Annotated in this window: 24 protein-coding genes; 14 read left to right on the plus strand and 10 right to left on the minus strand. The window is 68.3% G+C overall.

Annotated elements, in window-relative coordinates:
* Positions 1–114: 114 nt before the first annotated feature.
* The 3 genes from ACIP94_RS36790 to ACIP94_RS36800 all read right to left on the minus strand — a co-directional run bounded on the left by ACIP94_RS36790 (position 115) and on the right by ACIP94_RS36800 (position 1,399).
* On the minus strand, positions 115–645 hold the full coding sequence (locus ACIP94_RS36790; RefSeq protein ID WP_402435959.1) for a hypothetical protein: 531 nt from the start codon (positions 643–645) through the stop codon (positions 115–117).
* 80 nt (positions 646–725) lie between these two features.
* Positions 726–1,205 (minus strand): hypothetical protein, encoded by a 480-nt coding sequence (locus tag ACIP94_RS36795; protein WP_402435962.1) that lies wholly within the window; start codon positions 1,203–1,205, stop codon positions 726–728.
* Between the two features lie 23 nt (positions 1,206–1,228).
* Positions 1,229–1,399: a hypothetical protein gene (locus tag ACIP94_RS36800; protein WP_402435965.1), complete on the minus strand. Its 171-nt coding sequence runs from the start codon at positions 1,397–1,399 to the stop codon at positions 1,229–1,231.
* Between the two features lie 667 nt (positions 1,400–2,066).
* Between ACIP94_RS36800 and ACIP94_RS36805 the strand changes: the two genes are divergently transcribed.
* From ACIP94_RS36805 to ACIP94_RS36820, 4 genes are all read left to right on the plus strand, one after another.
* Positions 2,067–2,297, plus strand: a complete 231-nt coding sequence (locus ACIP94_RS36805) for a hypothetical protein (protein ID WP_402435968.1) — start codon at positions 2,067–2,069, stop codon at positions 2,295–2,297.
* Positions 2,273–2,512 carry a hypothetical protein gene (locus ACIP94_RS36810; protein WP_402435970.1) on the plus strand — a complete coding sequence of 80 codons (240 nt, stop codon included), beginning with the start codon at positions 2,273–2,275 and terminating at the stop codon, positions 2,510–2,512. Before ACIP94_RS36805 ends, ACIP94_RS36810 begins: the two co-directional genes overlap by 25 nt.
* Positions 2,513–2,912: 400 nt before the next feature.
* Complete coding sequence (locus ACIP94_RS36815) at positions 2,913–3,554, plus strand: carbonic anhydrase (RefSeq protein WP_402435973.1); 642 nt, start codon at positions 2,913–2,915, stop codon at positions 3,552–3,554.
* A 249-nt stretch (positions 3,555–3,803) separates the two neighbouring features.
* Positions 3,804–4,196, plus strand: coding sequence for a hypothetical protein (locus ACIP94_RS36820; RefSeq protein ID WP_402435976.1), 393 nt, complete (start codon positions 3,804–3,806; stop codon positions 4,194–4,196).
* Positions 4,197–4,298: 102 nt separating this feature from the next.
* Here ACIP94_RS36820 and ACIP94_RS36825 read toward each other — a convergent pair whose 3' ends face one another.
* The 3 genes from ACIP94_RS36825 to ACIP94_RS36835 all read right to left on the minus strand — a co-directional run bounded on the left by ACIP94_RS36825 (position 4,299) and on the right by ACIP94_RS36835 (position 8,133).
* Positions 4,299–5,276, minus strand: coding sequence for an L-threonylcarbamoyladenylate synthase (locus ACIP94_RS36825; RefSeq protein WP_402435979.1), 978 nt, complete (start codon positions 5,274–5,276; stop codon positions 4,299–4,301).
* Positions 5,277–5,770: 494 nt separating this feature from the next.
* Entirely contained in the window at positions 5,771–7,414 is a 1,644-nt protein-coding gene (locus ACIP94_RS36830) for a sensor histidine kinase (protein ID WP_402435982.1), read from the minus strand.
* A gap of 32 nt (positions 7,415–7,446) precedes the next feature.
* Positions 7,447–8,133 carry a response regulator transcription factor gene (locus tag ACIP94_RS36835; protein WP_402435985.1) on the minus strand — a complete coding sequence of 229 codons (687 nt, stop codon included), beginning with the start codon at positions 8,131–8,133 and terminating at the stop codon, positions 7,447–7,449.
* 398 nt (positions 8,134–8,531) lie between these two features.
* Here ACIP94_RS36835 and ACIP94_RS36840 point away from each other — a divergent pair, with 398 nt between their 5' ends.
* From ACIP94_RS36840 to ACIP94_RS36870, 7 genes are all read left to right on the plus strand, one after another.
* Positions 8,532–8,930, plus strand: a complete 399-nt coding sequence (locus ACIP94_RS36840) for a hypothetical protein (protein WP_402435988.1) — start codon at positions 8,532–8,534, stop codon at positions 8,928–8,930.
* A 454-nt stretch (positions 8,931–9,384) separates the two neighbouring features.
* Positions 9,385–9,852, plus strand: coding sequence for a hypothetical protein (locus ACIP94_RS36845; protein ID WP_402435991.1), 468 nt, complete (start codon positions 9,385–9,387; stop codon positions 9,850–9,852).
* A 5-nt stretch (positions 9,853–9,857) separates the two neighbouring features.
* Complete coding sequence (locus ACIP94_RS36850; protein ID WP_402435994.1) at positions 9,858–11,024, plus strand: hypothetical protein; 1,167 nt, start codon at positions 9,858–9,860, stop codon at positions 11,022–11,024.
* A gap of 130 nt (positions 11,025–11,154) precedes the next feature.
* Entirely contained in the window at positions 11,155–11,613 is a 459-nt protein-coding gene (locus ACIP94_RS36855; RefSeq protein WP_402435997.1) for a hypothetical protein, read from the plus strand.
* Positions 11,614–11,899: 286 nt separating this feature from the next.
* Entirely contained in the window at positions 11,900–12,460 is a 561-nt protein-coding gene (locus ACIP94_RS36860) for a SigE family RNA polymerase sigma factor (protein ID WP_402436000.1), read from the plus strand.
* Positions 12,461–13,531: 1,071 nt separating this feature from the next.
* Positions 13,532–14,299 carry a GntR family transcriptional regulator gene (locus ACIP94_RS36865; protein ID WP_402436002.1) on the plus strand — a complete coding sequence of 256 codons (768 nt, stop codon included), beginning with the start codon at positions 13,532–13,534 and terminating at the stop codon, positions 14,297–14,299.
* 716 nt (positions 14,300–15,015) lie between these two features.
* Positions 15,016–15,525, plus strand: coding sequence for an IclR family transcriptional regulator (locus tag ACIP94_RS36870; RefSeq protein ID WP_402436005.1), 510 nt, complete (start codon positions 15,016–15,018; stop codon positions 15,523–15,525).
* A 309-nt stretch (positions 15,526–15,834) separates the two neighbouring features.
* On the opposite strand, the gene ACIP94_RS36875 is transcribed toward ACIP94_RS36870, so the two are convergent.
* The gene (locus tag ACIP94_RS36875) at positions 15,835–16,269 is read right to left on the minus strand and encodes a hypothetical protein (protein ID WP_402436008.1); all 435 of its coding nucleotides are present in this window, start codon (positions 16,267–16,269) and stop codon (positions 15,835–15,837) included.
* 590 nt (positions 16,270–16,859) lie between these two features.
* Here ACIP94_RS36875 and ACIP94_RS36880 point away from each other — a divergent pair.
* The gene (locus ACIP94_RS36880) at positions 16,860–18,299 is read left to right on the plus strand and encodes a DUF2637 domain-containing protein (protein WP_402436011.1); all 1,440 of its coding nucleotides are present in this window, start codon (positions 16,860–16,862) and stop codon (positions 18,297–18,299) included.
* Positions 18,300–18,673: 374 nt separating this feature from the next.
* On the opposite strand, the gene ACIP94_RS36885 is transcribed toward ACIP94_RS36880, so the two are convergent.
* The gene (locus ACIP94_RS36885; protein ID WP_402436014.1) at positions 18,674–19,150 is read right to left on the minus strand and encodes a DUF2269 domain-containing protein; all 477 of its coding nucleotides are present in this window, start codon (positions 19,148–19,150) and stop codon (positions 18,674–18,676) included.
* Positions 19,151–19,521: 371 nt separating this feature from the next.
* On the opposite strand from ACIP94_RS36885, the gene ACIP94_RS36890 reads away from it, so the two are divergent.
* Together ACIP94_RS36890 and ACIP94_RS36895 are read left to right on the plus strand one after the other, a co-directional pair.
* Positions 19,522–20,250: a hypothetical protein gene (locus tag ACIP94_RS36890; protein WP_402436017.1), complete on the plus strand. Its 729-nt coding sequence runs from the start codon at positions 19,522–19,524 to the stop codon at positions 20,248–20,250.
* A 175-nt stretch (positions 20,251–20,425) separates the two neighbouring features.
* Positions 20,426–20,908: a hypothetical protein gene (locus ACIP94_RS36895; RefSeq protein ID WP_402436020.1), complete on the plus strand. Its 483-nt coding sequence runs from the start codon at positions 20,426–20,428 to the stop codon at positions 20,906–20,908.
* 215 nt (positions 20,909–21,123) lie between these two features.
* Here the strand turns inward: ACIP94_RS36895 and ACIP94_RS36900 are convergent, their stop codons facing one another.
* Positions 21,124–21,768, minus strand: a complete 645-nt coding sequence (locus ACIP94_RS36900) for a hypothetical protein (RefSeq protein WP_402436023.1) — start codon at positions 21,766–21,768, stop codon at positions 21,124–21,126.
* Between the two features lie 435 nt (positions 21,769–22,203).
* Positions 22,204–22,905: a bacterial transcriptional activator domain-containing protein gene (locus tag ACIP94_RS36905; RefSeq protein WP_402436026.1), complete on the minus strand. Its 702-nt coding sequence runs from the start codon at positions 22,903–22,905 to the stop codon at positions 22,204–22,206.
* Positions 22,906–22,915 lie beyond the last annotated feature (10 nt).

A 22,915-nucleotide genomic window follows, 5' to 3' on the forward strand; every position in this document is an offset into this window, starting at 1 on the left:
ACAGGCCCGCCCCTTCAAGTGGACCAAGACCGCAGACCAGATCATCGACCGCATCTGCCGCTACTGCGACAGGATCTCCGGACCGGCTCACTAGCCGATCAGGCGCACTACTCACTACTGCGGCCTGCGGAAGCTGCGAGCATCCTCCTTCAGCCGGCGCAGCCCGCCCTCCGGCGCCGGCCACATGTCGATGCGGTGCTGCTCCGTCAGCTCGTGTCCGTCCTGCGCGTACGCCACCGACAGAGAGTCGTCGGCGCCTTTCACCGACAGCCTCACCCGCCAGTTGCTCTCATCGCCGTAACCGGGCCACGGCAGGTCGAGCTCCTGCAGCTGCCCGTCCAGGTTGCTCAGCTGAACGTACGACACTGCGTGAAGGTCGCCCTGCGCGATCTCGTCCCAGCCCTCCGCGTCCAGCTCCGGTTCGCTCTCGTGGACCCGCACCAGGGCCGGAATGTCACCGTGCTGGACACCTGTCCTGATGACGAGCCCGGGATGCTCCTCGCTGGCTTCCAGCACCGCCGCCCGCCCGTTCTCCCGCTGCTGCCCCGCCCCCCTGGGAGCCTCTCCCGGCTCGGGCTCGCTTCCCGTGATCCAGTAGTGCAGGTGGGCGGCGTGGAGTGTCGTCTCTTGCTGCATCGCAGGCATCCCGGAATCGTCGGCAGGAGGTGTGACCAACGTACCGGCCCCCACGCGGGTGCGCGGGGGCCGGCTTCAGCGTCGTCGGGTCAGCGGACGATCGCGACCTGGAACGGGTCCTTGTTCAAGATCCGGTGGACTGTGGAGAACCTGTTCAGGTCCCGCCCGGCGTCCGTGTTCTGCGTCTCGTTCACCATGCGGCGGCTGAACCTGCCCAGCAGCGCACCGCCCTGGTAGGTGCTCGCGAAGGCGTACTCGTCACACGTCTTTGCGGCCGGACGCGGAAGGCTGTCCGGGCACGACGTGCGCCTGTTCCGCCGGATCTGCGTGTCGTCATACAGCCGCTGAAGCACCGTCCGGCCGCCGTAGGCGCCGGGAAGCCCGGACGCCTGGGCGTCCTCGATGTGCTTCGCGATCTCCTTTACGTACCCGGACAGGGAGTACTGGATCACGTTTCTCGACTGCGGGAAGACGCACCCGTACGACCGCGGGTGGCCCTTCAGTGCGTTGTCGCAGCGCACCACCGGAGCCGGGAACGACACCGGGTTGCTCGGCGTCGCACCCGGCACCTGCCCGCTCCCACCTCGCCGACTCAGCCCGGATCACCGAGGACCGCCGCCAGGCCCTCAACCAACTCCTGGAACCCTTCGGTCACCAGGTCGGCCCCGAAGAGCACACCCTCCTCATCGGGCCGGTGATGTTCCGTCGCTTCCTCGACCGCCACCCCATCACCGACGCCTACCTGGACGCCGTGGTCGCCCACTGGCTCAGCACCACAACTCCGGGTGTACGCCGTCACGCTTCGCGCTCGCAGAAATGACCGGTTGCGAGGGTTCTGCGAGAGCCCTGGAGTCGATCGCGAATTCGCAGGTCGCGATTCGTAGAAGTCCTCTCGAAACCTGCACGTTGCGCGAGACAGTTCCGACAGACTTCCGGGGTAGATCTGCCGCCTGATCAAGCCGCAATTGCGGGAGAATGAAACGACTGTCCGAAGTGTGAAGCCGTGGCGGGAAGTTCCTGCCGCATCCGCGGCGGGAAGACCGCGACGAAGTACCACACCGCGCGCTTCGTCCTCGTGCCCGCGCTCCGGGAGGAGCTGGAGGTGCCGGTGCCCGAAGACCGCGGTCCGGGGCGGCCGTGGAAGCAGGGCCCGCCCGTCGAGGCGGCGTCGGCCGCCGCGGCGGCCAGGCCGATTCGGATCGGGTACGCCCGCTGCTCGACCGCGCAGCGGGAGTTGCAGAGCCGGCTCGATGTGCTCGAACCGGTCTGCAAGTGGATCTTCTCCGAGAAGATCAGCACACGCGTGAAGACGCGGCCGGAGCTGGAGGAGGCGCTGAAGCTGGCGTGCGGCATCAGGGAAGCTGCCCCGACCAGGAGGTCATCCTCACCCTCCACGAGCTCAAGCGCCTGGCCCGCGACGCCGCGAGCTGATGGCCCTGTCCGGCCGGCTCCAGGCCGCCGGCGTGCAGCTCGAACTCCTCACCGGCCCGCTCAGCGGCAGCTACGACCCAGGCGGCATGGGCGGGATGTTCTTCGCCGTCCTGGCCGCCGCCGCCCAGATCGAGCGCAACTGGGCCAGGTCACCGCCGCGGCCAAGGGCAATTACGGCGGACGGCCCGAGGTCATCGACGACGACGTGCTCGTCTTCGCCCGCGCGCTGAAGGACCGTGGCGTCCCCGTCCCGGAGATCGCGAAGAAGTTGACGATCAAGACGGGCAGGAACGCAGGGCGCCACCCGTCGGTCGCCTCGCTGTACCGGGCGCTCGCCGAAGCCGGGCAGGCCGACGCACCGGCCGGGCCGGAGATCATCGCCCCGCGCCGGCCCGGCCCGCGTGGACCTCACCGGGCCGGGCAGCGGAACGGACCTTCGAACTGAGGGAACGGCTCACCCGGCACGTTCTCGACGGCACGGGTGAGGAGGTGACCGATGCGCTCGCTGGGCAGAGCGAGGACGAGGCGAAGGACGTCGTGGCCCAGCTGCTGACGCAGGCCCGCAAGGGTGGGGACGGTGGGTGGTCCCCGGGCGATGCGCCCTGGTTCGGCGGAGAGCGTGGGCAGCGCCTGGCTCGTTGGGCGGGTGTGGAGGACGAGCGGGGGGTTGTGGCCCGGTGGGCGTACGGGGCGGGGCGGCTGCGCCGCGCGCTAAGATTCCGCGTCGAGGCTGCCCTCGCCGTGCGTCTGGGGGCACTGCCCGAGCCGTCGCGGTGGCCCGACCCGGCGAGCGCCGGCGGGACCAGGTCGTGCGAGGGCTGGTGCCGGGTTCTAGGCTGCGGGCCATGAGCGAGATCAAGACTCCGACGCCCCGCGACGCCTTCGAGCTGCTGCTGGCCGGTAACCAGCGCTTCGTCGCCGGCACTCCCGAGCACCCCAACCAGGACGCCACCCGCCGCGCCGAGATCGCACCGTCCCAGCAGCCCTTCGCCGTGCTGTTCGGGTGCTCCGACTCCCGCCTGGCCGCCGAGATCATCTTCGACCGCGGTCTGGGCGACCTGTTCGTGGTGCGTACCGCGGGCCACGTCATGGGCCCGGAGGTGCTGGGCAGCATCGAGTACGGCGTGGACGTCCTGGGCTGCCCGCTGGTCGTGGTCCTCGGCCACGACTCGTGTGGCGCGGTCGGCGCGGCCTGCGCCGCCCTGGAGAACGGCATGGCACCGGCCGGGTACGTCCGTGACGTTGTGGAACGGGTGACCCCCAGTGTGCTGGCGGCGCGGGCCGCCGGACGGGTCGAGCCCGAGGAGGTCCTCGCCGAGCACATAAGGCACACCGTCGACCTGCTGCTGGACCGCTCCCGGGTTCTCGCCGAGAAGGTCGCCGCCGGCCGGGCCGCCGTGGTGGGCCTGTGCTACCGCCTGGCCGACGGCAGCGCACAGCTCGTCGCGGCCCGCGGTATCGATGCGGCGGTCCCCGACGCATCCTGACGGCTCCCGGCCGTGGCTGATCAGCGGGACGGGCTCGCGGTTGACGGCGGTGTGTCCAGCCTGTCGTGGTGAGGGTGGAGGAGGCGAAACGGCGCTGGTGTGTCGGCGGCCCCTGAGGGTGCACCGGCGTCGGGCCGGGGGCCGCAAGAAGGCGAAAGCCGCTGCCTTCGGAGCAAGGATGGCCGCTCAACGCGACATGCCGTCGCGTCGCGGACGCGGATCGACGTCACCTTTCGGCAGAATGCACTGGTGCAGCAGCTGCCGCTTCCCTGCCCCGCTCACCTCATCCCGGACGCCACCGGCACCAACGCCTTCCACGACGCCTACCGCCGTGCCATGGCGCACAACGCTGTGTTCGTCGCCATCGAATGCGAAGGTCAGCAGTGGACCGTGAAGGCGGACACCCTCACCGCCGGCTCCGGCCACACGGTCTCCGATGCCGTCAACGATGCCATCCGGGGCGCGATCCTCCGCCTGGTCGACCATCACGAGGTCGATTTCGGCGCCTACACGGGACCGATCTATTTCATGATGCACGGCGTGCGGCGCGAAGAACGAGCCCGCGAACTGGCCGCCGCACTCCACGCCGCCCTCTACGGAGACCTCGAACCTCTGGCCCGGGCCGTTCCTCCCGCACCCTGACACTCAACGGACTACCGAGGCCGCCGGCATCTCCTGCATCTTGGCGGCCGTGTGCAGCCGCGGTCGGGAAACAGCTTCTTGAAAGCAGGGCGCCGGTGCTGGTTACACCGTGGGCCGGGGCCCTGCGGCGCGGCGGAGCCGGTTGGCGATCGCCAGTCCCAGCCCCTCCTCCTGCGGCAAGGAGGCGACGATGAGGTCGCACCCCTGCTGGTCGAGTGCGCGCAGGAACCCGTACAGCCCCCGTGCGTAAGCGGACAGCGAGGCGGGGACCGCCACCACGGCGTGGGCCTTCACCGGGGCGTCGGCGAAGGAGGCGGGCACAAAGACGCCCACCTGGTGCCCCAGCTCCTGAGCGAGTTCCGCTTCGGCGATGACCTTCTCGGGCTCGACAAGGACGACCCGCGCCCGCGGGGCGTAGTGGGACGGATGCTGGCCCGGCACCCGAACGTGGCTCGTCGAGGGCACCGCGAGCGGGAACCCCAGCACCGCTTCGAGTTCCTCGCGCGTCACACCGCCGGGCCGCAGGATGCTCGGCGCATCGCCGGTGACGTCGACGATGGTCGACTCGACGCCGACCTCGCAGGGGCCACCGTCCAGCACGAGGTCGACGGCGTCGCCGAGCTCGGCACGGACGTCCGTCGCCGTGGTGGGACTGACCTGGCCGAAGCGGTTGGCGGACGGGGCCGTGACACCGCCACCGAAGGCCGCCAGCAGCGCGAGCGCGACGGGGTGGTCGGGCACGCGCACGGCGACCGTCTCCAGTCCGCCGGTCGCTTCGAGGGGCACGCGGGGACCGCGCCGCAGGACCAGCGTGAGCGGCCCCGGCCAGAAGTGTTCGGCCAGCAGGCGGGCCGCCTGGGGCACGTCCTGGACCCATTCGTCCAGATGCTCCGCACCGCCGATGTGGACGATCAGAGGGTGGGAGGGCGGACGTCCCTTGACCTGGAAGATGCGCGCGACGGCGGCGGGGTCCTCGGCGTTGGCGCCCAGTCCGTAGACCGTCTCGGTCGGGAGGGCCACCAGGCCGCCGGCGCGCAGCACACCGGCCGCCTTCTCGATGTCACTGGTTCTTGCCGTCATACTCGCAATCCTAGGAGCACACAGGACCGGCGACGGCCGTGATCGATCTCAGCGCCAACCGTGGTCTCATCGACCCCGGGCCGCTCGAGATCAGCTACTGGCGGCGTTGGCGCTTGTCTCGGCGACACCCCGACAGGCCCCGGAGCCGAAGCCCGGGGCCTGTTTCGTGGGCTCCGGGCGAGCAGTTGCACGACGTTCAGGCTCCGGACTTCTCTGACACAAGGCGCACAGTAGGCACGTCTGCGCTGGTCAACGGTTCGGTCCGACTGCGAAGTAAGAACGCTGTCACCAGCCGCGAAGGGCAAGTGCCGGGGAAACGAGTCCCCTGGTGTCCGGGGCCGGCATCGGCCGACGCGCCCGGAGTGCGTCGCGGATGCGGACTGGGCAAGCATCCTGGGCCTGAGGAGGAGCGCCGGGTAGACGGTGCCGTTCAGCTCGTCGAGCTGATGGTCGGCGAGCCTGGGAGCGGGCACCGCTTGGTTCGGCGTGGCCGTCTACGGGGTCTGCGTGCGGGAGGCAGGCTTTGTGGGTTTGGCCGGCGTGGGCCTGCGCTGTGCGGTGCGGGCGGCGAGCAGCGTGTCGGCGGCTGCGGGCATGCCCTCGTCTCGGAGGATGTCGGCGATGCCGGTGACTTCCCAGGCGGGTGCCTTCCGTGCGACGTGGCGCAGTAGTGCGTCGAGGTGGTGGTCGCGTCCGGCTGTGATGAGGGCGCGGGCCAGGTCGGGCACGACGTCTTCGAGGGGCTGGTGTCCGGCTTCGTGGGTGAGGAGCGCTGGGATGTCGTCGGGCTGGTCCCAGGCGTGCAGGAGTTCGGTGACCAGCGGCTGGGCGTCCTGGTAGGTGAGGGGCAGTCGTACGGTGAACCGGGCGCCTTGCTGGTCTTGCTGACTGGGGGCGAGGGTGAGGGTGCCGTGGTGGAGTGTGGTGATGCGGCGGGCGATGGCCAGGCCGAGGCCGGTGCCTCCGGCGTCTCGTGTGCGGGCGTCGTCGAGCCGACTGAAGCGTTCGAAGATCGTCTCCTGTTGTTCGGGCGGGATGGGCGGGCCGTCGTTGGCCACGTCGAGTGCGGCTTGCCGGTGTTCGTGGTCCAGGGTGAGCGTGACGGTGATCCTGGTGGCCGCGTGGCGTTCGGCGTTGTCGAGGAGGTTGGCCAGGACGCGGGCGAGAAGGCCTCGGTGGCCGGTCACGGTTGCGGATTCGTCGGGCGCGGTGACGACGAGGCTCAGGTGATCGGGCACGTCACGGCGGGAGACGGCGTCGCGGATCAGGGCGGGCAGGTCGACGTGCTGGGTCGGGAGGGTTTTCTTGTGTGAGCCTTGGGTGTCGAGGCGGGCCAGGAGCAGCAGGTTCGTCGTGATCTCCTGGAGATGAAGGGTGTCGTGCAGGGCGTCACGGGCGGCATCGGGCCAGTGAGCTGACCCGGAGGGGGCGAGTGCGAGTTCGAGTTCGGCGCGCAGGCAGGCCAGTGGGGTGCGCAGTTCGTGGGCGACGTCGGAGGTGAACTGCCGTTGCCGGGCAGCCGCCGCATCGATGCGGTCCAGGGCGCTGTTCATCGTCGCCACCAGTTGTGTGAACTCCCGGCCGCCGTGCGGTGTCGGTATGCGCTGGTCGAGGCGGCTCAGGCTCAGCGCGGCGAACTGCGTCCGGATCCCGTCCACCGGTTTCAGGGCGCGGCCGATGACAAGCCATGCCCCGCCGGCAGTCAGCAGGGTGAGCACCAGCGTGCCGCCGGCCAGCCACCACACCGTGGTGTTCAGCCGCTGCTGGTCCATCCATTCGTCGGAAAGTTCGATGGGGCCGAAGCCGTCGGCCGGGATCAACCGCACGGGCGTTGCGTCGGCCGGGTCGGTCCACGGCCACAGGGACAGGCGTTCGCCGCGGATCAGGGGGACCGTGTCACGTGGAGCGGCGTCCCAATGACGGGGGATGTCCGTGCATGACCAGCCGGCGCGGCCACCAAGCACGCACTCCTGCAGGGACATGTCCTGCTTGCTGCCGTCGCTGGCCCGCTCGAATGCCGAGGCGAGTAGGGAGCTACGCACCGCGACGGCCGAGGCAGAGGCGAGCAGAGTCAGCAGGACGGCGGCGACAGCGGTCGCGGCCAGTGTCAGCCGCAGCCGCACGCTGCCCGCTCGCACGCCGCGCTCAGTTCGCTCGACCCGGCGGATCCTCAGCATGCGCTGTGGGGAGCAACGTCGAGCCGGTAGCCGATTCCCCGGACGGTGCGGATGGATCGCTGTCCGAAGGGGGTGTCGATTTTGCGGCGCAGGGCGCTGACGTAGACCTCCACCACGTTGACGTCTCCGTCGAACCGGTCGTCCCAGACGTGTTCCAGGATCTCGGTCTTGGTGACGGTCTGCCCGCCGCGTCGCGCCAGGTACTCCAGGACCGAGAACTCCCGTGCCGTGAGGGCCACCGGCACCGTGCCGCGACGGCAGTGCCGGGCCGCGGGATCCACTTCCAGATCGCCGACGCGCAGCACGGCGGGGCGTTGCGGCTGTCCGCGCCGCATCAGCGCCCGCAGCCGGGCCAGGAGCGTCACGAACGAGAACGGCTTGGTCACGTAGTCGTCCGCCCCGACGTCCAGCCCTTCTGCCTCGTCGTACTCCCCGTCCATCGCGGTCAGCATCAGCACCGGTGCCCAGATGCCCGCCTCACGCAGCCGGCCGCACACTCCGTATCCGTTCAACCCCGGCAGCATCACGTCCAGCACGATCGCGTCATACGGACTCTCGCCCGCCCGCTCGATTGCTGACGGGCCGTCATGCACGACGTCCACCGCCCATCCCTCACCGGCCAGGCCGCGCCGCAGCAGCTCCGCCATCCGCCGGTCGTCCTCAACCACCAGTACGCGCATGCCTCCAGCATGAAGGAGGCCGCCTGTGGCGAACCTGAAGAACCGTGCACGAGTCAGGAGTTGGCGCCTGGGCCTTTCAGGAATCTTCAGCTTCCCCACAGCCCACCGCTGCCACAGTCGCCTTGCGTACACGGGGCGCACCTGACCGTGCGGGGGGCGGCCAGGTTCACCCCTACCCATCACGACCAGGCCGAAGGCGAAGTGGGGAAGGGACAGTCACTCGACGATCACGCCCGTGTGACCTGCAACGCGGCCATTGATCACAGTGGCCGAAGCGAGTGTCCATTCAATTCCGCGGCCGCTGAACTCGATAGCGCAAGCCCTTCCGGCACCACCAGGGCGCTCATCCGTAAAACGCCCGTACACCGCGGGAGGGCAGTGACGAAGAAAGGGAAGACATGAACGCACGTGACCGCATCGCACTGGCGGCAGCGACCGCTGTGACAGCGGCCGCATCGGCCCTGGCCGCTCCGGCCGCCCAGGCGGAACCTGCCCAGCCGGCTCGATGCACCGCCGGTATCGATCAGCCGGGGTCCGGGGGTGGCCGGGTGTCCACCTACGGCTGGAACACATGCCACTCCGCCGCATGGACGACGCTGACGCTGTACCGGTACAGCGGCGGGAAGTACCGCGAAGTCGCATCCAGGGGCCCGTACTGGGGCAAGTTCGGCGGCAAGACCGTCTCGGCCAAGTGCTCAGGAGGAGGGCACTGGTACGTGGCGAAGCTGGGTCAGCAATACATCAATGGACAGGTGCGGTCCATCTGGTCGCGTGCCTCCTGGCTCGGCTCCTGCTAGAACGCGTCGCTCTATCGATCAGGTTGAGCATGCGTAACTCGGCAGCGAGCCGCGCCCCCGGCCCGGTGCTCCGATCGAGTGGACTCCCAGGACGCCCCGCGATCGATGGTTCACCCCACTCTCCGCCGCCACCTTGGTGGATCCGGCGCGGTCACCGGCACGCTGCGCATACCGGGGGAAGAGCACACGGCAGGCGCCTTCTTCGGCCGGCGCCGTGCGCTGTGCCTGCGACCTTTCGCTGTCGCCATTGACCAGGCCGGCACAACCGGCTGCCCATTCAATGCCGAGCCCGCTGAACTCGACCACATGCCGCCGCAGCGGCGCCGCTGCCCGGAGCAACCGCAGACCCACCGGCGGGTGGGCGACGCCGGCCCGCTCGGACCGAGCTGCGAACAGCCGGTCCGTCCTGCGCGACTCCGCATCAAGACTCGATCATCAACCGAAAGGAAGACAGATGACCTCACCGCAGAACCACGATGCAGCCGGCACGGTACGCACGGTGCGAAGGAAGAGGGTTCTTCGCGCCGCCTCGATCGCCGCGATCGGGCTGGCGGTCATGGCGGGCGCGACCACGACCACGTCCGCCGCGAGCAAGTACAGCAGCTGCAGCAGCCGGGGCGGCATCCTGTCGATCGGCACGGAGTACAACTTCGCCAGCCAGAACACCGTCTGGGTCACCAACGCCAGCTTCACCATCGAACGCAACGGCGGCCACCACAACAACGTCTACCTGCGGGTCCGCAAGAGCGACGGCACGGATGTGTGGGCGTGGACGAGCGGGGACCACGAGCGAGGAGGCCACACCAAGACCAAGACGGTGCACAAGCGCGTCGCGCGGAGCCACAGGCCGTACCTGAAGGGCCATGCGACCTTCGACGTGACAGGGCCGGATCCCTCGTGCGCCGCCTACATCACGTACTAGCGGCGATGCCGCCCGCCCGCGGCCGGCACGCGCCGGCCGCGGGCGGGCGCAAGCCTGGGAACGCACGGGCCAAGACGGTGCTCGGCGGCATCGTGCTGCTGTGCCTCATCGCCATGGCCGTCTCATGGGGCGGGGCGGTCACCCACAGCTCGCCCCGGAAGGAAGGCGGCCCGGAGACTGCCTTCGCCACACCGGTGATCCTGGATGCGGACCGCTATGGGGCCCTCGTACTGGATCCCCGTTCGGCAACGGTGGTGGGAGTCGACGAACACGGTACGGTGCGCTGGAGGGACCGGAACCTGGCCGGGTCGACCGAGGTCTCGTGCCTGAGGCGCTGCCCGGACGCGGTCGGCTCGGGATCCGCTGAGGGCACCGGGCGTTCGTCGACCATCTGGCGGATCGGCTCGGTGCGGCGCGTGCAGGCCGCAGCGGGGCTGGTGCTGTGGGCCGACGCGCCGTCGGACGCCATCGTCGCCCGCACGGTCCCAGGCGGTACCCAGGTCTTGGAGATTCGTCGCTCCGACAGGTCCTGGCAGTACCCGCTCGCCGGGAGGGACCCGCAGCTGTTCACCGCCCGGGACCGGTCAGTCGCTGTCCTTCTCACCTTTGAGGGTCAACAAGCGCACTACCGGGTCCTTACCCGCGGACCTGCGGGGTGGACCGTCTCCAAACCGAGCCGCACCGCCGCCACCAGCGCCTGTCTGGCTGGGCAGCGAGCGCCCATAGTCCTGTACGACGCGAACCACGCCTGGCTGGCGCCGCCCGGACGCGGCGCCCTTCGAGCCCTGCCGGTGACCCACGTCGGCCGGTGCTCGCTCACCACAGACAGCATCCTCGTACAGCGCTTCACCGACGACACGGACCACGGCCCACAAACCGCAACGCGGTTGCTCGACACCTCTGGCCACGTCAAGTGGCAACGCGCTGACCCCGGACTGCACCCAGCCAACGCGGATCCGGATACCGGCTCCATCGCGCTACCCACCGACGCCGGCGTGCTCATCCTGAGCCAAGCAGGAGGAATCGTGCACCGCATCCCGGGAGCCGTGGACGCACAGTTCACGTCCGCTGGATGCCTCGTACTCCTGGATTCCCGCCTCCGGGTTTCCCGACAGTGCCTGCACACGGGCGCACCCCACAGCCCTGACGGGCGGCGCGACAACCGGCCGTAGCCCTGGCTTGTGGCGCAACTTGCGTCACTCGGGGGAGGCACAGCCGCTCCCGCACGCAGGAACACGGAGGCGCTGCTTCGTCCACGCGTGTTCGGCACCGTCAACGAACACTTCAGCGAAAGGAAGGACGATGACCTCACAACGGAACCACCACCAAGCGGTCGCGGTACGAAGGAAGAGGATTCTTCGCACGGCCTCGATCGCCGCGATCGGGCTGGCGGTCATGGCGGGCGCGACCACGACCACGTCCGCCGCGAGCAAGTACAGCAGCTGCAGCAGTCGGGGCGGAATCCTGTCCATCGGTACGGAATACAACCTGGCCGGCCAGAACACCGTCTGGGTCACCAATGCCGGCTTCACCATCGAACGCAACGGCGGCCACCACAACAACGTCTACCTGGCGGTCCGCAAAAGCGACGGCAGGGATGTGTGGGCGTGGCCGAGCAAGGACAACGTGCGAGGAGGCCAGACCAGGACCGAGAAGGTGCACAAGCGCATCCCGCGCAGCCACAGGCCGTACCTGAAGGGCCATCCGACCTTCGACGTGTTGGGACCGGATCCCTCGTGCGCCGCCTACATCACGTACTAGCGGCCAGGCCGCCCGCCCGCGGCCGGCGCATGCCGGGCAGCAACGGGCCATAGGGCCAAGCCCCGGCCCCCTGCCAGGGCCCGGGGCTTCGCCCCATCGATTCGGGAACCGCTCCTGGCGGCTGAAGCAAGCGGTCCGCGCACCAGACCCGCCCCCGCCCGACCGCGGCGGCACCAGCAGCCGCAGGGCATACGCCTTCTGCCGCGGCTGCCGCACCGGAAAGGGGCGTTAGCCCTCGCCACACCGGGTCCGACCACCGCCATCCATCCAGGAAAGGAAACCCACCGTGAGCGGACACAGGCGCCTTGTGGAGGTGCCGGAATTCGAGGAGTACGTCCGTGCGCGGCACGCCGCTCTGCTGCGCAGCGCCCGGCGCCTGGTGGCTGACCCACTCGACGCTCAGGACCTGCTGCAGACCGCGCTCGCACGAACGTACAGCCGCTGGGACCGCATAGCGGACAAGCGACTCGCGGACGCCTATTTGCGCCGCGTCATGATCAACACACGTACCGAGTGGTGGCGAGCCACGAAACTGCGGGAGCTTCCCGCCGAGCACGTGCCGGACACAAGCATCGACGACACCACGGAGCAGCACGCCGACCGCGCCCTGCTGCTGGACGTTTTGAAGGTGCTCGCTCCCAAGCAGCGCAGCGTCGTCGTGCTGCGGCATGTGGAGCAGATGACCACGCAAGAGACCGCCGCCGTCCTCGGCATGGCGCCCGGTACGGTCAAGAGCACACTGCACCGGGCTCTGGCTCGGCTCCGTCAGGAGTTGGAACGCCGCGACCTCGACTCTGTTTCCGTGTCAGCCACCGGTCGGCAGCGGGAGCGGCCTGCGCGGGAGTAACGAGAGAGCCGGCCATCGCTAGCGCGGCCAACCCGGTGGCCGGGGCACTCTTGAGCGAGAGTCTCATGGACACTCATCCCCTGTATCTACCGCAAGCCTCAAAGGAGCCTTGTGCCCCTAAGGGCGCGGCAGCAGTACGACGGTACAAGCGGTACAACGGTCTCTTCAGCACGCTTCGTGCCGGCTGGCCGATTGGCAGGGGGAAATGGCGGATTTCGTGCCTATGTTCGCAAGTGGCGCGCTGGACACTGCCCTTTGTCGACACCGGCGGCTACGCCGCCGGCCTTCACCCAACTTGACCAGCGCCCTGAGTGCTCTCGGTCTCGGCTGACATCAACCCGGCCGCATCGGCATGGCAGAGCCTCGTCCCCCCTGGACGCGGACCGGGCCCCTCGCGCTGCATGCCGCTGGCGCCGAGCGGCCCCGCGCTGTTGGTGTGTAACCGGCTGGCACCAGCGCTCCCGCTCCGGCAACGGCCGTCATCACGGCAGCAGTCGCCCCCCGGTGGCCGGAGCGGATGGTTGCGCGGATGTCGCGGTCGGCACCATGTGTTGGGTTGCGTGCTCTGTCGCCGTCACCGGGTCGGTGGCAGGGCTGACGCTGTAGAGCCCAGTGGTCGGGGCTCAATCTCGGCGTCGCGCAGGAGTGGCCAGAGCGCCTCCGGCCGTCCCGATCAACGCTGACACGATCAACGACCCTTCGCTTACGTGGCCCGTCAGCATCAACCCGCCGGCGAGGGCCGCGAGTACCACGGTGACCATGGAGACCAACCACGGCTTCGTGTGCCGACAAGCGTCCTGCGGGGCTCGGCTTTCTTCATTGGATATCACGATGTCCCCCGGTCTGTGTTCGGTCGCGACGGCACTCCTTTGGAGCGCCATCACGCGGCGGGGCGGCAAGCCGAGCGAGCGCGGCCTGTTGAAGCCAGGTACCTGGTCCCGCCCTCTGTACGTGACTAGCATCCTCACTTAGTATGTGAACATACGAAGCTATGCGAATGAGTGTCAACCCCCTTGCCTTGAAGGGAAGTTGGCGAAGGCAGTCGTTCCGCAACTGGCCATCAGGAGAGCAATGAGTACCTCTCGCCACACCCCTCGGTACGTACAGATCGCGGACGATCTCCGCAACAAGATCCAAAGTGGCGAACTCCAGGGAGGGGATCGTGTTCCATCCGAGAACGAGATCTCCTCCAGCTGGTCCGTCTCCACCATCACTGCGCGGCAGGCACTTGCCACCCTCCGCAACGAGGGGCTGATCGAAGGCGTTCAGGGAAAAGGCTCCTTTGTCCGCAGCAAAGCACCCCTCGTGCGGCTTGCCCCTCAGCGCTGGTTCCGGCCGGAGCACTCTGATCTGACACCGACACATGAACGAGAAGCGGCACGGGCAGGGCAGGTCGCCACACCCGAACGCCACTCACACAACACCCAGGCACTGGCCGATGTGGCAGAGAGGCTGAATATCGATCCCGGTGACGCCGTCTCCGAGACCCACTACCGCATTGCGATGGACGGGCGACCTGTCTCCAAAAGTGTCTCCTGGGAACCCTTGTCCCTCACCCGAGACACGGCCATCGCCTCCCCGACTCAGGGGGCTTATGCCACCTTGGGTATCGTCGGTCGCTTCGACAAGATCGGGATCCGCATCGATGAGGTGGAAGAGGTCCTCAACTGCCGGATGCCCACACCTGACGAAGTCGCGGAGCTGAACATGCCTCCCCAAGGCACGCCAGTGCTCGCCATCCAGCAGACTTGGCGGGCGCAGGGACTGCCGGTGTGCACTGCAGACGTGGTGTTCCCCGCTGACAGGTACGAGTTCCGGTACCGCATGGAAATCAAGTAGGGCAGCCCAGGCGTTGACGCGCTCAACAGTGCCGAAATGCGGACTGGACGCGCGCACAGGAGAGTGCCGAGCATCCGCGCGGTGCCCCACTGCACCGCCCGTCACAGCCTGGTTGCCGGGCGGCGCTTGACCCGTGCCAGATCTAGGCAGTTTCGTTTGGGTCAGTCGGTCTTTGGTCCGGGTGTGCCGTTATCTTCTCCCCCAGAAGATCGAACAGGTGTTGCGTCGCCGCCGCTCTTCAGGGAACTCATAGCACCCGCACAAGGACGCGGCCGCCCTTTGGCCTGTTCTCGACCTCAGAAACGCGAAGGCCCGCGATTGGCCTGGTACTGGTGCGGGAGCTTGCGTGGTATGGGGCCCGTACGCCGATCCGGCTGCGCCATGGCGCCTTATCAGCGGACGGTCGCCCAGCCCCATGACCAGCCGCGCTCAGCACGAGGAGGCCCTCCCGGTGGACTGGATTATCGCCGCCGCTCAGCAGACCAGCACGAGCAGCACCCGCGTCTGGCTGGCACCCCTCCTGGGCGGCGTCGGCGCTCTGGTGGGCGGCAGCCTCACCTCGACCGTAGCCTGGCGGGTTCTGTCCGACACGATGAAGGCCCGCCAGCGTGCCGAGGAGAAGGAAGCGACGGAGATCATCACCGCCGCGCTCCTGGAAGTGACTCCGGCTCTTCGAGCTGAGCCAGCGGGTCTCGCACGGCCGGGGGTTCGCCGGTGTGGCCCTGCCGGTCATGCGGCGCGTCACGGCGGCGACGCGCGAGCCCACGCTGATGTCGGTGCTGGACGGGCACGACCAGTTGTACGTGCACTATGTCGAGGGCCCTCAGCAGGTACAGATCACCGGTGAACCGGGCAATCGCGGCCCCCTGCGCTGCACCGCCATGGGCAAGTGCCTCGTGGCCTTCCAGTCGCCGGAAGAGAGCCGCAAACTCGTCAGCGAGCTGGAACTGCCCGGCTTCACCCCGAACACGATCACCCACGAGGACGCGTTCGCCGAGGAGATCGCACGGGTACGCCAACGCGGTTACGCCGTCGCCGACGAAGGGCACGAGTTCGGCATCCGCGCCGTGGACGTGCCGGTGATCGGGGTCGACGGCATCACCATCGCGGCCCTGTCCACCGCGGCCCCGGCCTACCGGATGACCATGGAACGGCTGCGTGACTTCGTACCTCTGCTCCGGGACGCGGCCCGAGAGCTGGCCGCCGTCCTGCCCCCCCCCCGCTGAGCCGAACGCCCTTGGCCTCCCCTGCCGAGAACAGCCAGGCGGTAGCAGGCCGGTCAGCGTGAGCCCGTGCCTGGCTCCACTGCGCGTGGTGGGCACGGTGCTGGGCGTGCCCGGTGAGGTGCTGGACCGGCTAGGCGCAATACCGTGACTTAACGCGTTCTTCGGGGACCTGACCTGCAGAAACGTCGATGAGTGAACCGTCCGGCAGCCGTTACTGAGATTCCGGGCGTGATGTCGCGTGGCTGCGTGGGTCCTGAACTGCTGCCTTGCCTGACCGCTCGGCGACACCACGCAAAGATCATCAGTAGGCTAGACCCCACCACCGGAGATGCGCCACGCCGTACCGACCTTGGCCAGTTCGAGGCCTTGGCCGTTGGTGGCGTGGTTGGCCGCGATCGAGCGCTTCGCGCTGCCACCGGTACCGACCTTCATGTCCTGCGGGTACACCGTGGCCTTGGTGTTGTCCTTCGGGTCGTAGGTGACCTTGCGGACGTGGGCGTCGCGTAGTTGTGCGTACTCGCCGACGGGCAGGTTGTCGTGGTGCCGCTTGAGCGTGGCTGGGCAGTCACCCAACTGTTTCCGTAGCTGGTCGGTGAGCTGCTGGCAGGCAGCCGCGTAGTCGCGGTTGCCGAGGTCGTAGAGGTAGTTGTCGACGACGTTGCTGACACCAGTTCCGCCGGTGCGGCTGCATGCCGCGCACGCGACCAGGACGGCCGCAGCCGCGCTGGCGAGGCGTCGTCTCATGGCTCATCTCCCGAAAGGGGCGCTGCCCGCAAACGGACTGTCGGTACGTCGGATCCGGTCGACAACGAGCGTACGTGGCAAGCCGTAGTGCTGTCTGCCGATCGCGCTCACTGGGTCGCTTCGTCCATGTCAGGTCAGGTCTGGGTCCACCGAGGTGAGCAGCACCGAGACGACCGTGCCGGCCACGGTGACGAACCGCGAACCGGGCAGTGTCTGGGGTCCGTGCCGACGCACCCAGGCGTGGGTCCGCCGGGCGGAAATCCGGGCCCTGGCCGGGCTCGGGCGATGCTGCGCCCGGGTTCACCACGTTCATGGCCCGGGGCGAACAGCGGCACCCTCTGGGCCCGCCGCCACGTCATCACCGATCTGGTGTCTTTGCGGGTGATTCGCAGCAGCCGGTTGCCCTGGTCATCTTGGTTGCTCTCAGCTATGTGGTGCTCGGGAAGGGCCTACCAAATCCCGGTATGAGTGATCACCTTCCGGTGGCGATGCGAAGCTGGCTGCTCTTGGATCGTGCAACGCGGTGCAGATCATGGCAGTGTGAGTGGAGCTCAGTTCTGAGGTGGGGATAGAGGTTTGGGGGAGGGAGAGTGGCCGCGGGGAACGGCGGAACACCCCAGCTGAGCCGGGCGCACCGGGTTCTGATCGGCGTGGTCGTCAGCGGTGCCGTCATCATCGCCGGGATCGGCTTCGCGGGCTCGTACGCGGCCGTCCGTGCGCTGGCCCTCAAGAAGGGCTTCGGGAACTTCAGTTATGTCTTCCCGGTCGGTATCGACGCGGGCATCTGTGTCCTGCTGGCCCTGGACCTGCTGCTGACCTGGATCCGTATCCCCTTCCCGCTGCTGCGCCAGACGGCGTGGCTGCTGACGGCGGCGACGATCGCGTTCAACGGCGCGGCGGCCTGGCCGGACCCGCTGGGCGTGGGCATGCACGCGGTGATCCCGATCCTGTTCGTGGTCGCGGTCGAGGCGGCGCGCCACGCGATAGGCCGCATCGCGGACATCACCGCCGACAAGCGCAAGCTTGCAGACGAAGGGAACTCCCAGCACCTCGCCGACGCCTATCAGGACTGGATGGCCGCTTTCGGAATCGAGCCCACGAGCGCGCAGTTCGCTGTGTGGCTCCGCGACCAGTATGGCATCGCCACTGCGGCCGGTGGGCCGCTGTCTGACGAGCAACTCCAACCCCTGCTGCGACTCCTCAAGCAGCGTCACACACCCTCAGTTGGGAACCGGACTGAACCCCATGCTCCGCACGACGCGGACGACGGATGGAGCGACTACTTCTACAACGCCTGGCTCGCGTACGCGCAGGAGTACGGCGCCTACGCCGATGCCGCTGGTCTGGCCGCTTACGTCTACGAACGTGATCAGATCACTGGTGGCACCGGTCAGCCCGTTACGGGCGCGGACTTGGAGGGTTTCGTCGCGACGTTCCGGCAGCGCGAGTTCGATGAGATGGAAGCGCCCGCCGACGGGGAAGCCACCTCGCCCGCGGCGCAGGCGCCTTCTGGCGATCCGCTTCCGAACGAGGCCGGGCTTGAGGAGTCTCCGGCCGGCGCGGTCGCGCACCCCGCGAAGGAGAAGAGGAGTCCCAGGGTGAGCGCCGCCATCGATGACCCGCGGGGTGAGGACGATGCGATCAGAGAGTCTCCTGCGCTCACCACCGTCGACCGCTACTACCTTGCCTGGGCGGAGTACCAGACCGAGCACGGCGAGGAACCCAAAGCCGAGCAACTCTCCACCTACCTTGCCAGCGAGAAGGGTATGAACGGTCGCGGCGGCAAGCCGGTCAGCCCGTCGACTCTGCGCCGCTATCTTCTGCCGTTCCGTGTCTACACCTTCTGGGCGGAACAGCGTGTGCGCGACGAAACCCCGTCACTCGACGCCGTTGCGCAGGAGTGCGCAGCCCACGGGATCACCGCGCAGCACAACAAGCCCCTCACCACCGACTACATTGCCGAGCAGGCCGTCGACTTCGAACGGCGCTGGCAGGCACTGACCCGCCACCACGCGCAGCCACAGCAGTGAGAAGCGCGTCCTGCTTGTCACTGCTCACCACTGATCCACTCAGCGCCTACGGCTGCGCAATCGAGAAAAACCGCAGGTACCGCAGCCTTGCGCGGCAGGAATGCTCATCGCGCAACCAGTGCGCACAGCGGCATGAGCCGTGAGCCTCCGCCAACTGGAAGCCGCAGGTCAAAGGGCTGGTGTGGCCGGCTCTCGCGGTGCTCCCGCTGGTCGTGGGCCCGGGGCGGCGCTCTGACCTGTGCACCTGAGCCGGAAGGCTGTGGACGGTCACGTAATTCCCCAGGCTCACGGTCACGTAATTCCCCAGGTGCCCGACAGATCAGTCGGCATGTCCTGGCGGAACGCGACGCCTCACACGACGCTGCTGTCTGCCTTCACTCCCCGGAGGCCGGCCGCCGACCCCATGGCTTGAAGACGGACAGGATGACGTTGGCGAGATACAGCAGGAGCGCGACGGCCGGGACGATCACCATGTTGTAGCGGATGAATCCCAGATCCATGGCTGAGATGGGTCCCACCGGATGCCGGGTCACCGCATCCGCCGCGTCGTGCAGTCTGGCAGTGAGGGCGAAAATCGAGGCCGCTGTCGCTGCCAGCGTCAGCCAGAACTTGGTACTGACCCAGTAGTACCGAAACAGGCCCCACTGCGTGCCGAGCCCCAGCACCACACCGCTGACCAACGTGAGCAGACTCAGCGGGATGATCAGCACCTCCCCCAGCATCTCCATCGCCCGGTAGGCGGTCCGAAGGGTGTCGGCATTGTCCGTCGCCAGCGCCGTCGTCCCCAGGGTGAGCAGGCAGAGCATCAGCGCCAACCAGCTGACGGAAACAACCACATGCACGACGACCATGCTCTTGCGGGCCTTGTGAGGCAACCGGGGGCGTGAACGCCGCGGCGCGCCATCGCCGGCGGGCGTCGTTACCGTCGACGATCCTGCGGAGGGGGGCATACACACCTCAATCAGGTCGGGGCCACAGGTATGCGGCCAGGCTCTCCCTCCCGGCTGTCCGCGGCATCCGCCGGCGGAAGCAACTCCTGCTGCTCCGACGCGAGTACGGTCGCCGCTCCAAGCAGCTCAGCGGATGGATCTGTACGTCACCAGGAGTACTCTCGCGGCCTTCCTGCGCGGGACGTCCAACAGCGTCCGCTCTGCGATCGTGAAGGCACCGGGCCGGGACTTCCGCTCCGTAGCCATGATTGTCCTCGGGAGGAATCGCATCCGTGACCACCACCGCGCTCACCCGAACCAGCGCCCATCGCCGTGACCTTGGCGCTCTTACCGGCGTGCTGTACGTCCTGTTCTTCGTGGTCAGTCTCGCCATCGCCGGGGCGCTGGGCCCGTCCGGCACGGTCACGCCGTACAGCAGTGACGCCGAAGTACAGGCGTATCGGCTGAAGGATCCAGCCACGCTGCAGGATCTCTTCCGTATTCTTGGCCTGCTCCAGGGACTGTCCGCCCTCGCACTGCTGGCGTTCGTCCCCTGTCTGACCGCGTTCGTCCGCAGGTACGGCAGCGACGCCCGGGCGGGCGTGGTCCGCGCACTGGCCACCGTCGCCGGAACACTCCTCCTGCTCTCCGCCAGCACCAGCTGGGTCCTGGCCCAGATCGGCTCCCAGGCGGAGCTGTCCACCTATCGGGCCGTCTCGGATCTGTCCTTCATCACCGGTGCGGGCCCGGCCATCGCCGCCCTTGGCACGGCAGTCTTCCTGGTCGCTGCGACGGGACGCGCCAGCGACGCCTTGCCCGCCTGGCTCGCCTGGAGCGGCATGGCGATCGGGGTGGCCGGCGTACTGTCGATGAGCTCGCTCGTCACCGAGGGCGGCTCGGCGTTCATCCCGGTCGGTCGCTTCCTCGGCTTCCTCTGGTTCGTCGCGCTCAGCGTGCTGCTGTTCAGGCGCGGTGGGCGAACGGACGATCTCACAGGTTCCAGCACGCCGCGGCATCCGTGAGGCCAACGCCGAGCACAAGGGCGGAAACCAGATCTGTGGTCACCGTCCCCATGGGAAAACGTGACCACGGAGGTGGGGAATTACGTGACGCTGATCATGAAGGTCGTGGGGAATTACGTGACCGTCGACAAAGGCACAGTCCGTCCTGCCGGCCAGCACATGACATCCTGGCCCGGTGCTCCTGAACGATCTCACCAGCAGTGTCGACCTTCGCTCAGTGCGCTATCAGTTCGCCACGGTCCGGGGCGACTCGCACGACGACGACTGGCTGGTCATTGACGGCACGGTGATGACTTCCCAGGGAAGCTGGTCCTTCGCCGATCCGTGTTTGCTCACCGACGAAGCCCACCAGGTGTCCGCGTGGCTGCGCGCGGTGGCTGCGGGGACGGTGTCCGTGACCGAACCCGATGCCGAAGGTGAGCTGTCGCCGGACACGTGGTTCATCGAGCCGGTCGTGGCTTTCAGCCTCGCCGATCGCAGCGAGGGCGGGGCCGCGGTGATTCGCGTTCATCTGTCGTTGGAGGCGGCACCCCCGTGGCAACCGGGTGACGGCGGGGCTGACATCTACCAGTACGTCGTGGAGGTCAGGATGGATGCCGTGGCGCTGCTTCACGCGGCTGACCAGTACCTCTCTCTGGCTTCCTTCCCGCCCCGCTGAGCACCGTTCATGTGCGACAAGCCGACTCACGTTTCCGCACGATCCATCTCAACCGGGGCAGCCATCTGACGCTCCCAGTACAACCGATTCCTACTCGTAGCGGCCGGGCGGTCTTCTACGATCCCGTAGGGCGCGGCGCCTGGAATGTTGACCACCCAGCAGGAGAAACGCCGGGCCGGCTGCCGCAGCAGCGGCATGGTGCCGCCCCGGGCGGTCTACTCGGCCTGCGCTTTGCCCTGGACCGGTGCGCCCGTCTGCTCGGCGGTGTCGGGAGCGGTGTAGAAGACGGAAGCGCCCTGCTTGGTGCGCTCGGCCTGGTTCTTGGCTACGAGTCCTTCGAGGGTGGTGCGCACCACGGTGGTCTTGATGCCGCGCTCGGGATGGGTCTTGTCGAGCGCAGTGGCGACTTCGGCCGCGGAGCGCGGATTGCCCTGCTCGATCAGGTAACTGCGCACGAGTTCGACCAGCGTGGGTCGGCCTGCCTTCGGGGATGCGGCGTTGCCCGGCGGATTCTTGTCCGCTGACTTCTTGCTGGTCGTGGCTTTCTGGGTGCCAGCCTCGTTCTTCGCTCGCGTCCGCTTGTCGGCTCCGGACTCGGCAGCGGCCTTCTTGCGCTGTGCAGGCACCGCGGCGCCGTCCGGACCGGCTGCCGGCTGAACCGGTGTCGGAGCAGTGCCAAGTACCTGCTGCACGTTGAGCAGTACAAAGTGGTCGTGCTGCAGCGCGGTCAGTTGTTCCTGCAGCGCGGCGATCTCCGCACTGACGCGTTCCTGCTCCTTGGCATTGCGTTCGAGGTCGCTGATCACCTGTGCGGCGTACTGGGATGTCAGTTCAGTGCCGGCAGTCGTGGTGTCGGACATGGGTTGACCCTTCTTTTCAGTTCCTGACCGGGCGTGCAGCATCTGTGGCGTACGCGCCCAAGCACCTGTGTTCTCGGGCTGGGATCCGAGCGGCAGTGGAGATGACTCTGCGTGGCCCGTTGCAGAGATAGTACGGATGGGTGGAGCCTGTTGTTCTTCTTGAGTGATGTCTATTTCTCAACCTGAGCTTCACAATCCTGGTGAGTGACGCTGATGGGCGCCCGGCGGCGGGATGACGTGAGGCAGGCCGGTGGGGGAGTTGCCACAGGGCGAGGGGAGTGTCCGCGCTGGCGGGTGCGCAGCCCGCGCGTCGGCATCGTCGACGCCGTCTCCTGGGGCTACCACTGCTGATCAGTTCCACGCCGAGCCGGTGGCCCTGGACCTGTCGGATGCGGCACCTTCCGCCGGTCAGCCGAGCGCACGCAGGCTGGTCCGTTACGGCAGGTGGCGTGCCGCGCCCGAGTCGCCCAGGAGTTCGTCGATGAGCTGCTCGGTCTCCATCTCCGGCGAACAGTCCAACGACCGGTTGATGTGCTGGATGCGGGTGATGGCGGTGTGGAGTCCGGAGCGTTTCCCGACGGCGTGTTCGATTCTCATCCAGTCTCGGTAGAGGAGTTCTGCTGTGTCGTCGGTGTCGAGGCCGGTGGTGACGGCGTGGCGTGCGGCGTTGAGGTCGTGGTGGGGGCCTTGGGGGGTGCGGTGGGTGGCCACGGTGTGCGCGACGTCGATGATCCGCGTGGTCATTTCCTGCTGGTGGGGCTCGGCCCAGGGCAGCGGCCGGCCGCCGAACGGCCGGCCGCGCACCAGAGCCAGTGCTTTCTCCAAGTCGGGCAGGCCGGACGGGCCCAGCGGCAGAGCGCTTTCGACGAGCTGCAGGAAGCGGCTCCAGTCGCAGCGCACGCCGGGAGCGAGCCGGTAGGCGTCCTCGCCCGCTTTGCGGCGCGGCACGTAGGGGTTGCCGGCAGGGTCGCTGCCCAGGCAGCTGCGCAGGCCTTGCATCCGCGCGTTGAGGGTGCTCGTCGACCACGGGCTGACGGGATCCATGTCGGCACACAGGACATGCGCGCTCCGGCCGGCCCGGAAATACAACAAGGCGGCCAGCTGCGCCATCCTCGGGCCGTGACCGGTGCTGTCCACGCCCGTCACC

This window comes from Streptomyces sp. NPDC093261, assembly GCF_044753645.1.
Classification (GTDB): domain Bacteria; phylum Actinomycetota; class Actinomycetes; order Streptomycetales; family Streptomycetaceae; genus Streptomyces.

Bases quoted from the DNA above. Each gene is read 5' to 3' on its own strand.
- ACIP94_RS36790 (WP_402435959.1), bottom strand. From the start codon at position 645: ATGCCTGCGATGCAGCAAGAGACGACACTCCACGCCGCCCACCTGCAC.
- ACIP94_RS36805 (WP_402435968.1), top strand. From the start codon at position 2,067: ATGGCCCTGTCCGGCCGGCTCCAGGCCGCCGGCGTGCAGCTCGAACTC.
- ACIP94_RS36815 (WP_402435973.1), top strand. From the start codon at position 2,913: ATGAGCGAGATCAAGACTCCGACGCCCCGCGACGCCTTCGAGCTGCTG.
- ACIP94_RS36825 (WP_402435979.1), bottom strand. From the start codon at position 5,276: ATGACGGCAAGAACCAGTGACATCGAGAAGGCGGCCGGTGTGCTGCGC.
- ACIP94_RS36835 (WP_402435985.1), bottom strand. From the start codon at position 8,133: ATGCGCGTACTGGTGGTTGAGGACGACCGGCGGATGGCGGAGCTGCTG.
- ACIP94_RS36840 (WP_402435988.1), top strand. From the start codon at position 8,532: ATGAACGCACGTGACCGCATCGCACTGGCGGCAGCGACCGCTGTGACA.
- ACIP94_RS36845 (WP_402435991.1), top strand. From the start codon at position 9,385: ATGACCTCACCGCAGAACCACGATGCAGCCGGCACGGTACGCACGGTG.
- ACIP94_RS36850 (WP_402435994.1), top strand. From the start codon at position 9,858: ATGCCGCCCGCCCGCGGCCGGCACGCGCCGGCCGCGGGCGGGCGCAAG.
- ACIP94_RS36855 (WP_402435997.1), top strand. From the start codon at position 11,155: ATGACCTCACAACGGAACCACCACCAAGCGGTCGCGGTACGAAGGAAG.
- ACIP94_RS36865 (WP_402436002.1), top strand. From the start codon at position 13,532: ATGAGTACCTCTCGCCACACCCCTCGGTACGTACAGATCGCGGACGAT.
- ACIP94_RS36875 (WP_402436008.1), bottom strand. From the start codon at position 16,269: ATGAGACGACGCCTCGCCAGCGCGGCTGCGGCCGTCCTGGTCGCGTGC.
- ACIP94_RS36885 (WP_402436014.1), bottom strand. From the start codon at position 19,150: ATGGTCGTCGTGCATGTGGTTGTTTCCGTCAGCTGGTTGGCGCTGATG.
- ACIP94_RS36900 (WP_402436023.1), bottom strand. From the start codon at position 21,768: ATGTCCGACACCACGACTGCCGGCACTGAACTGACATCCCAGTACGCC.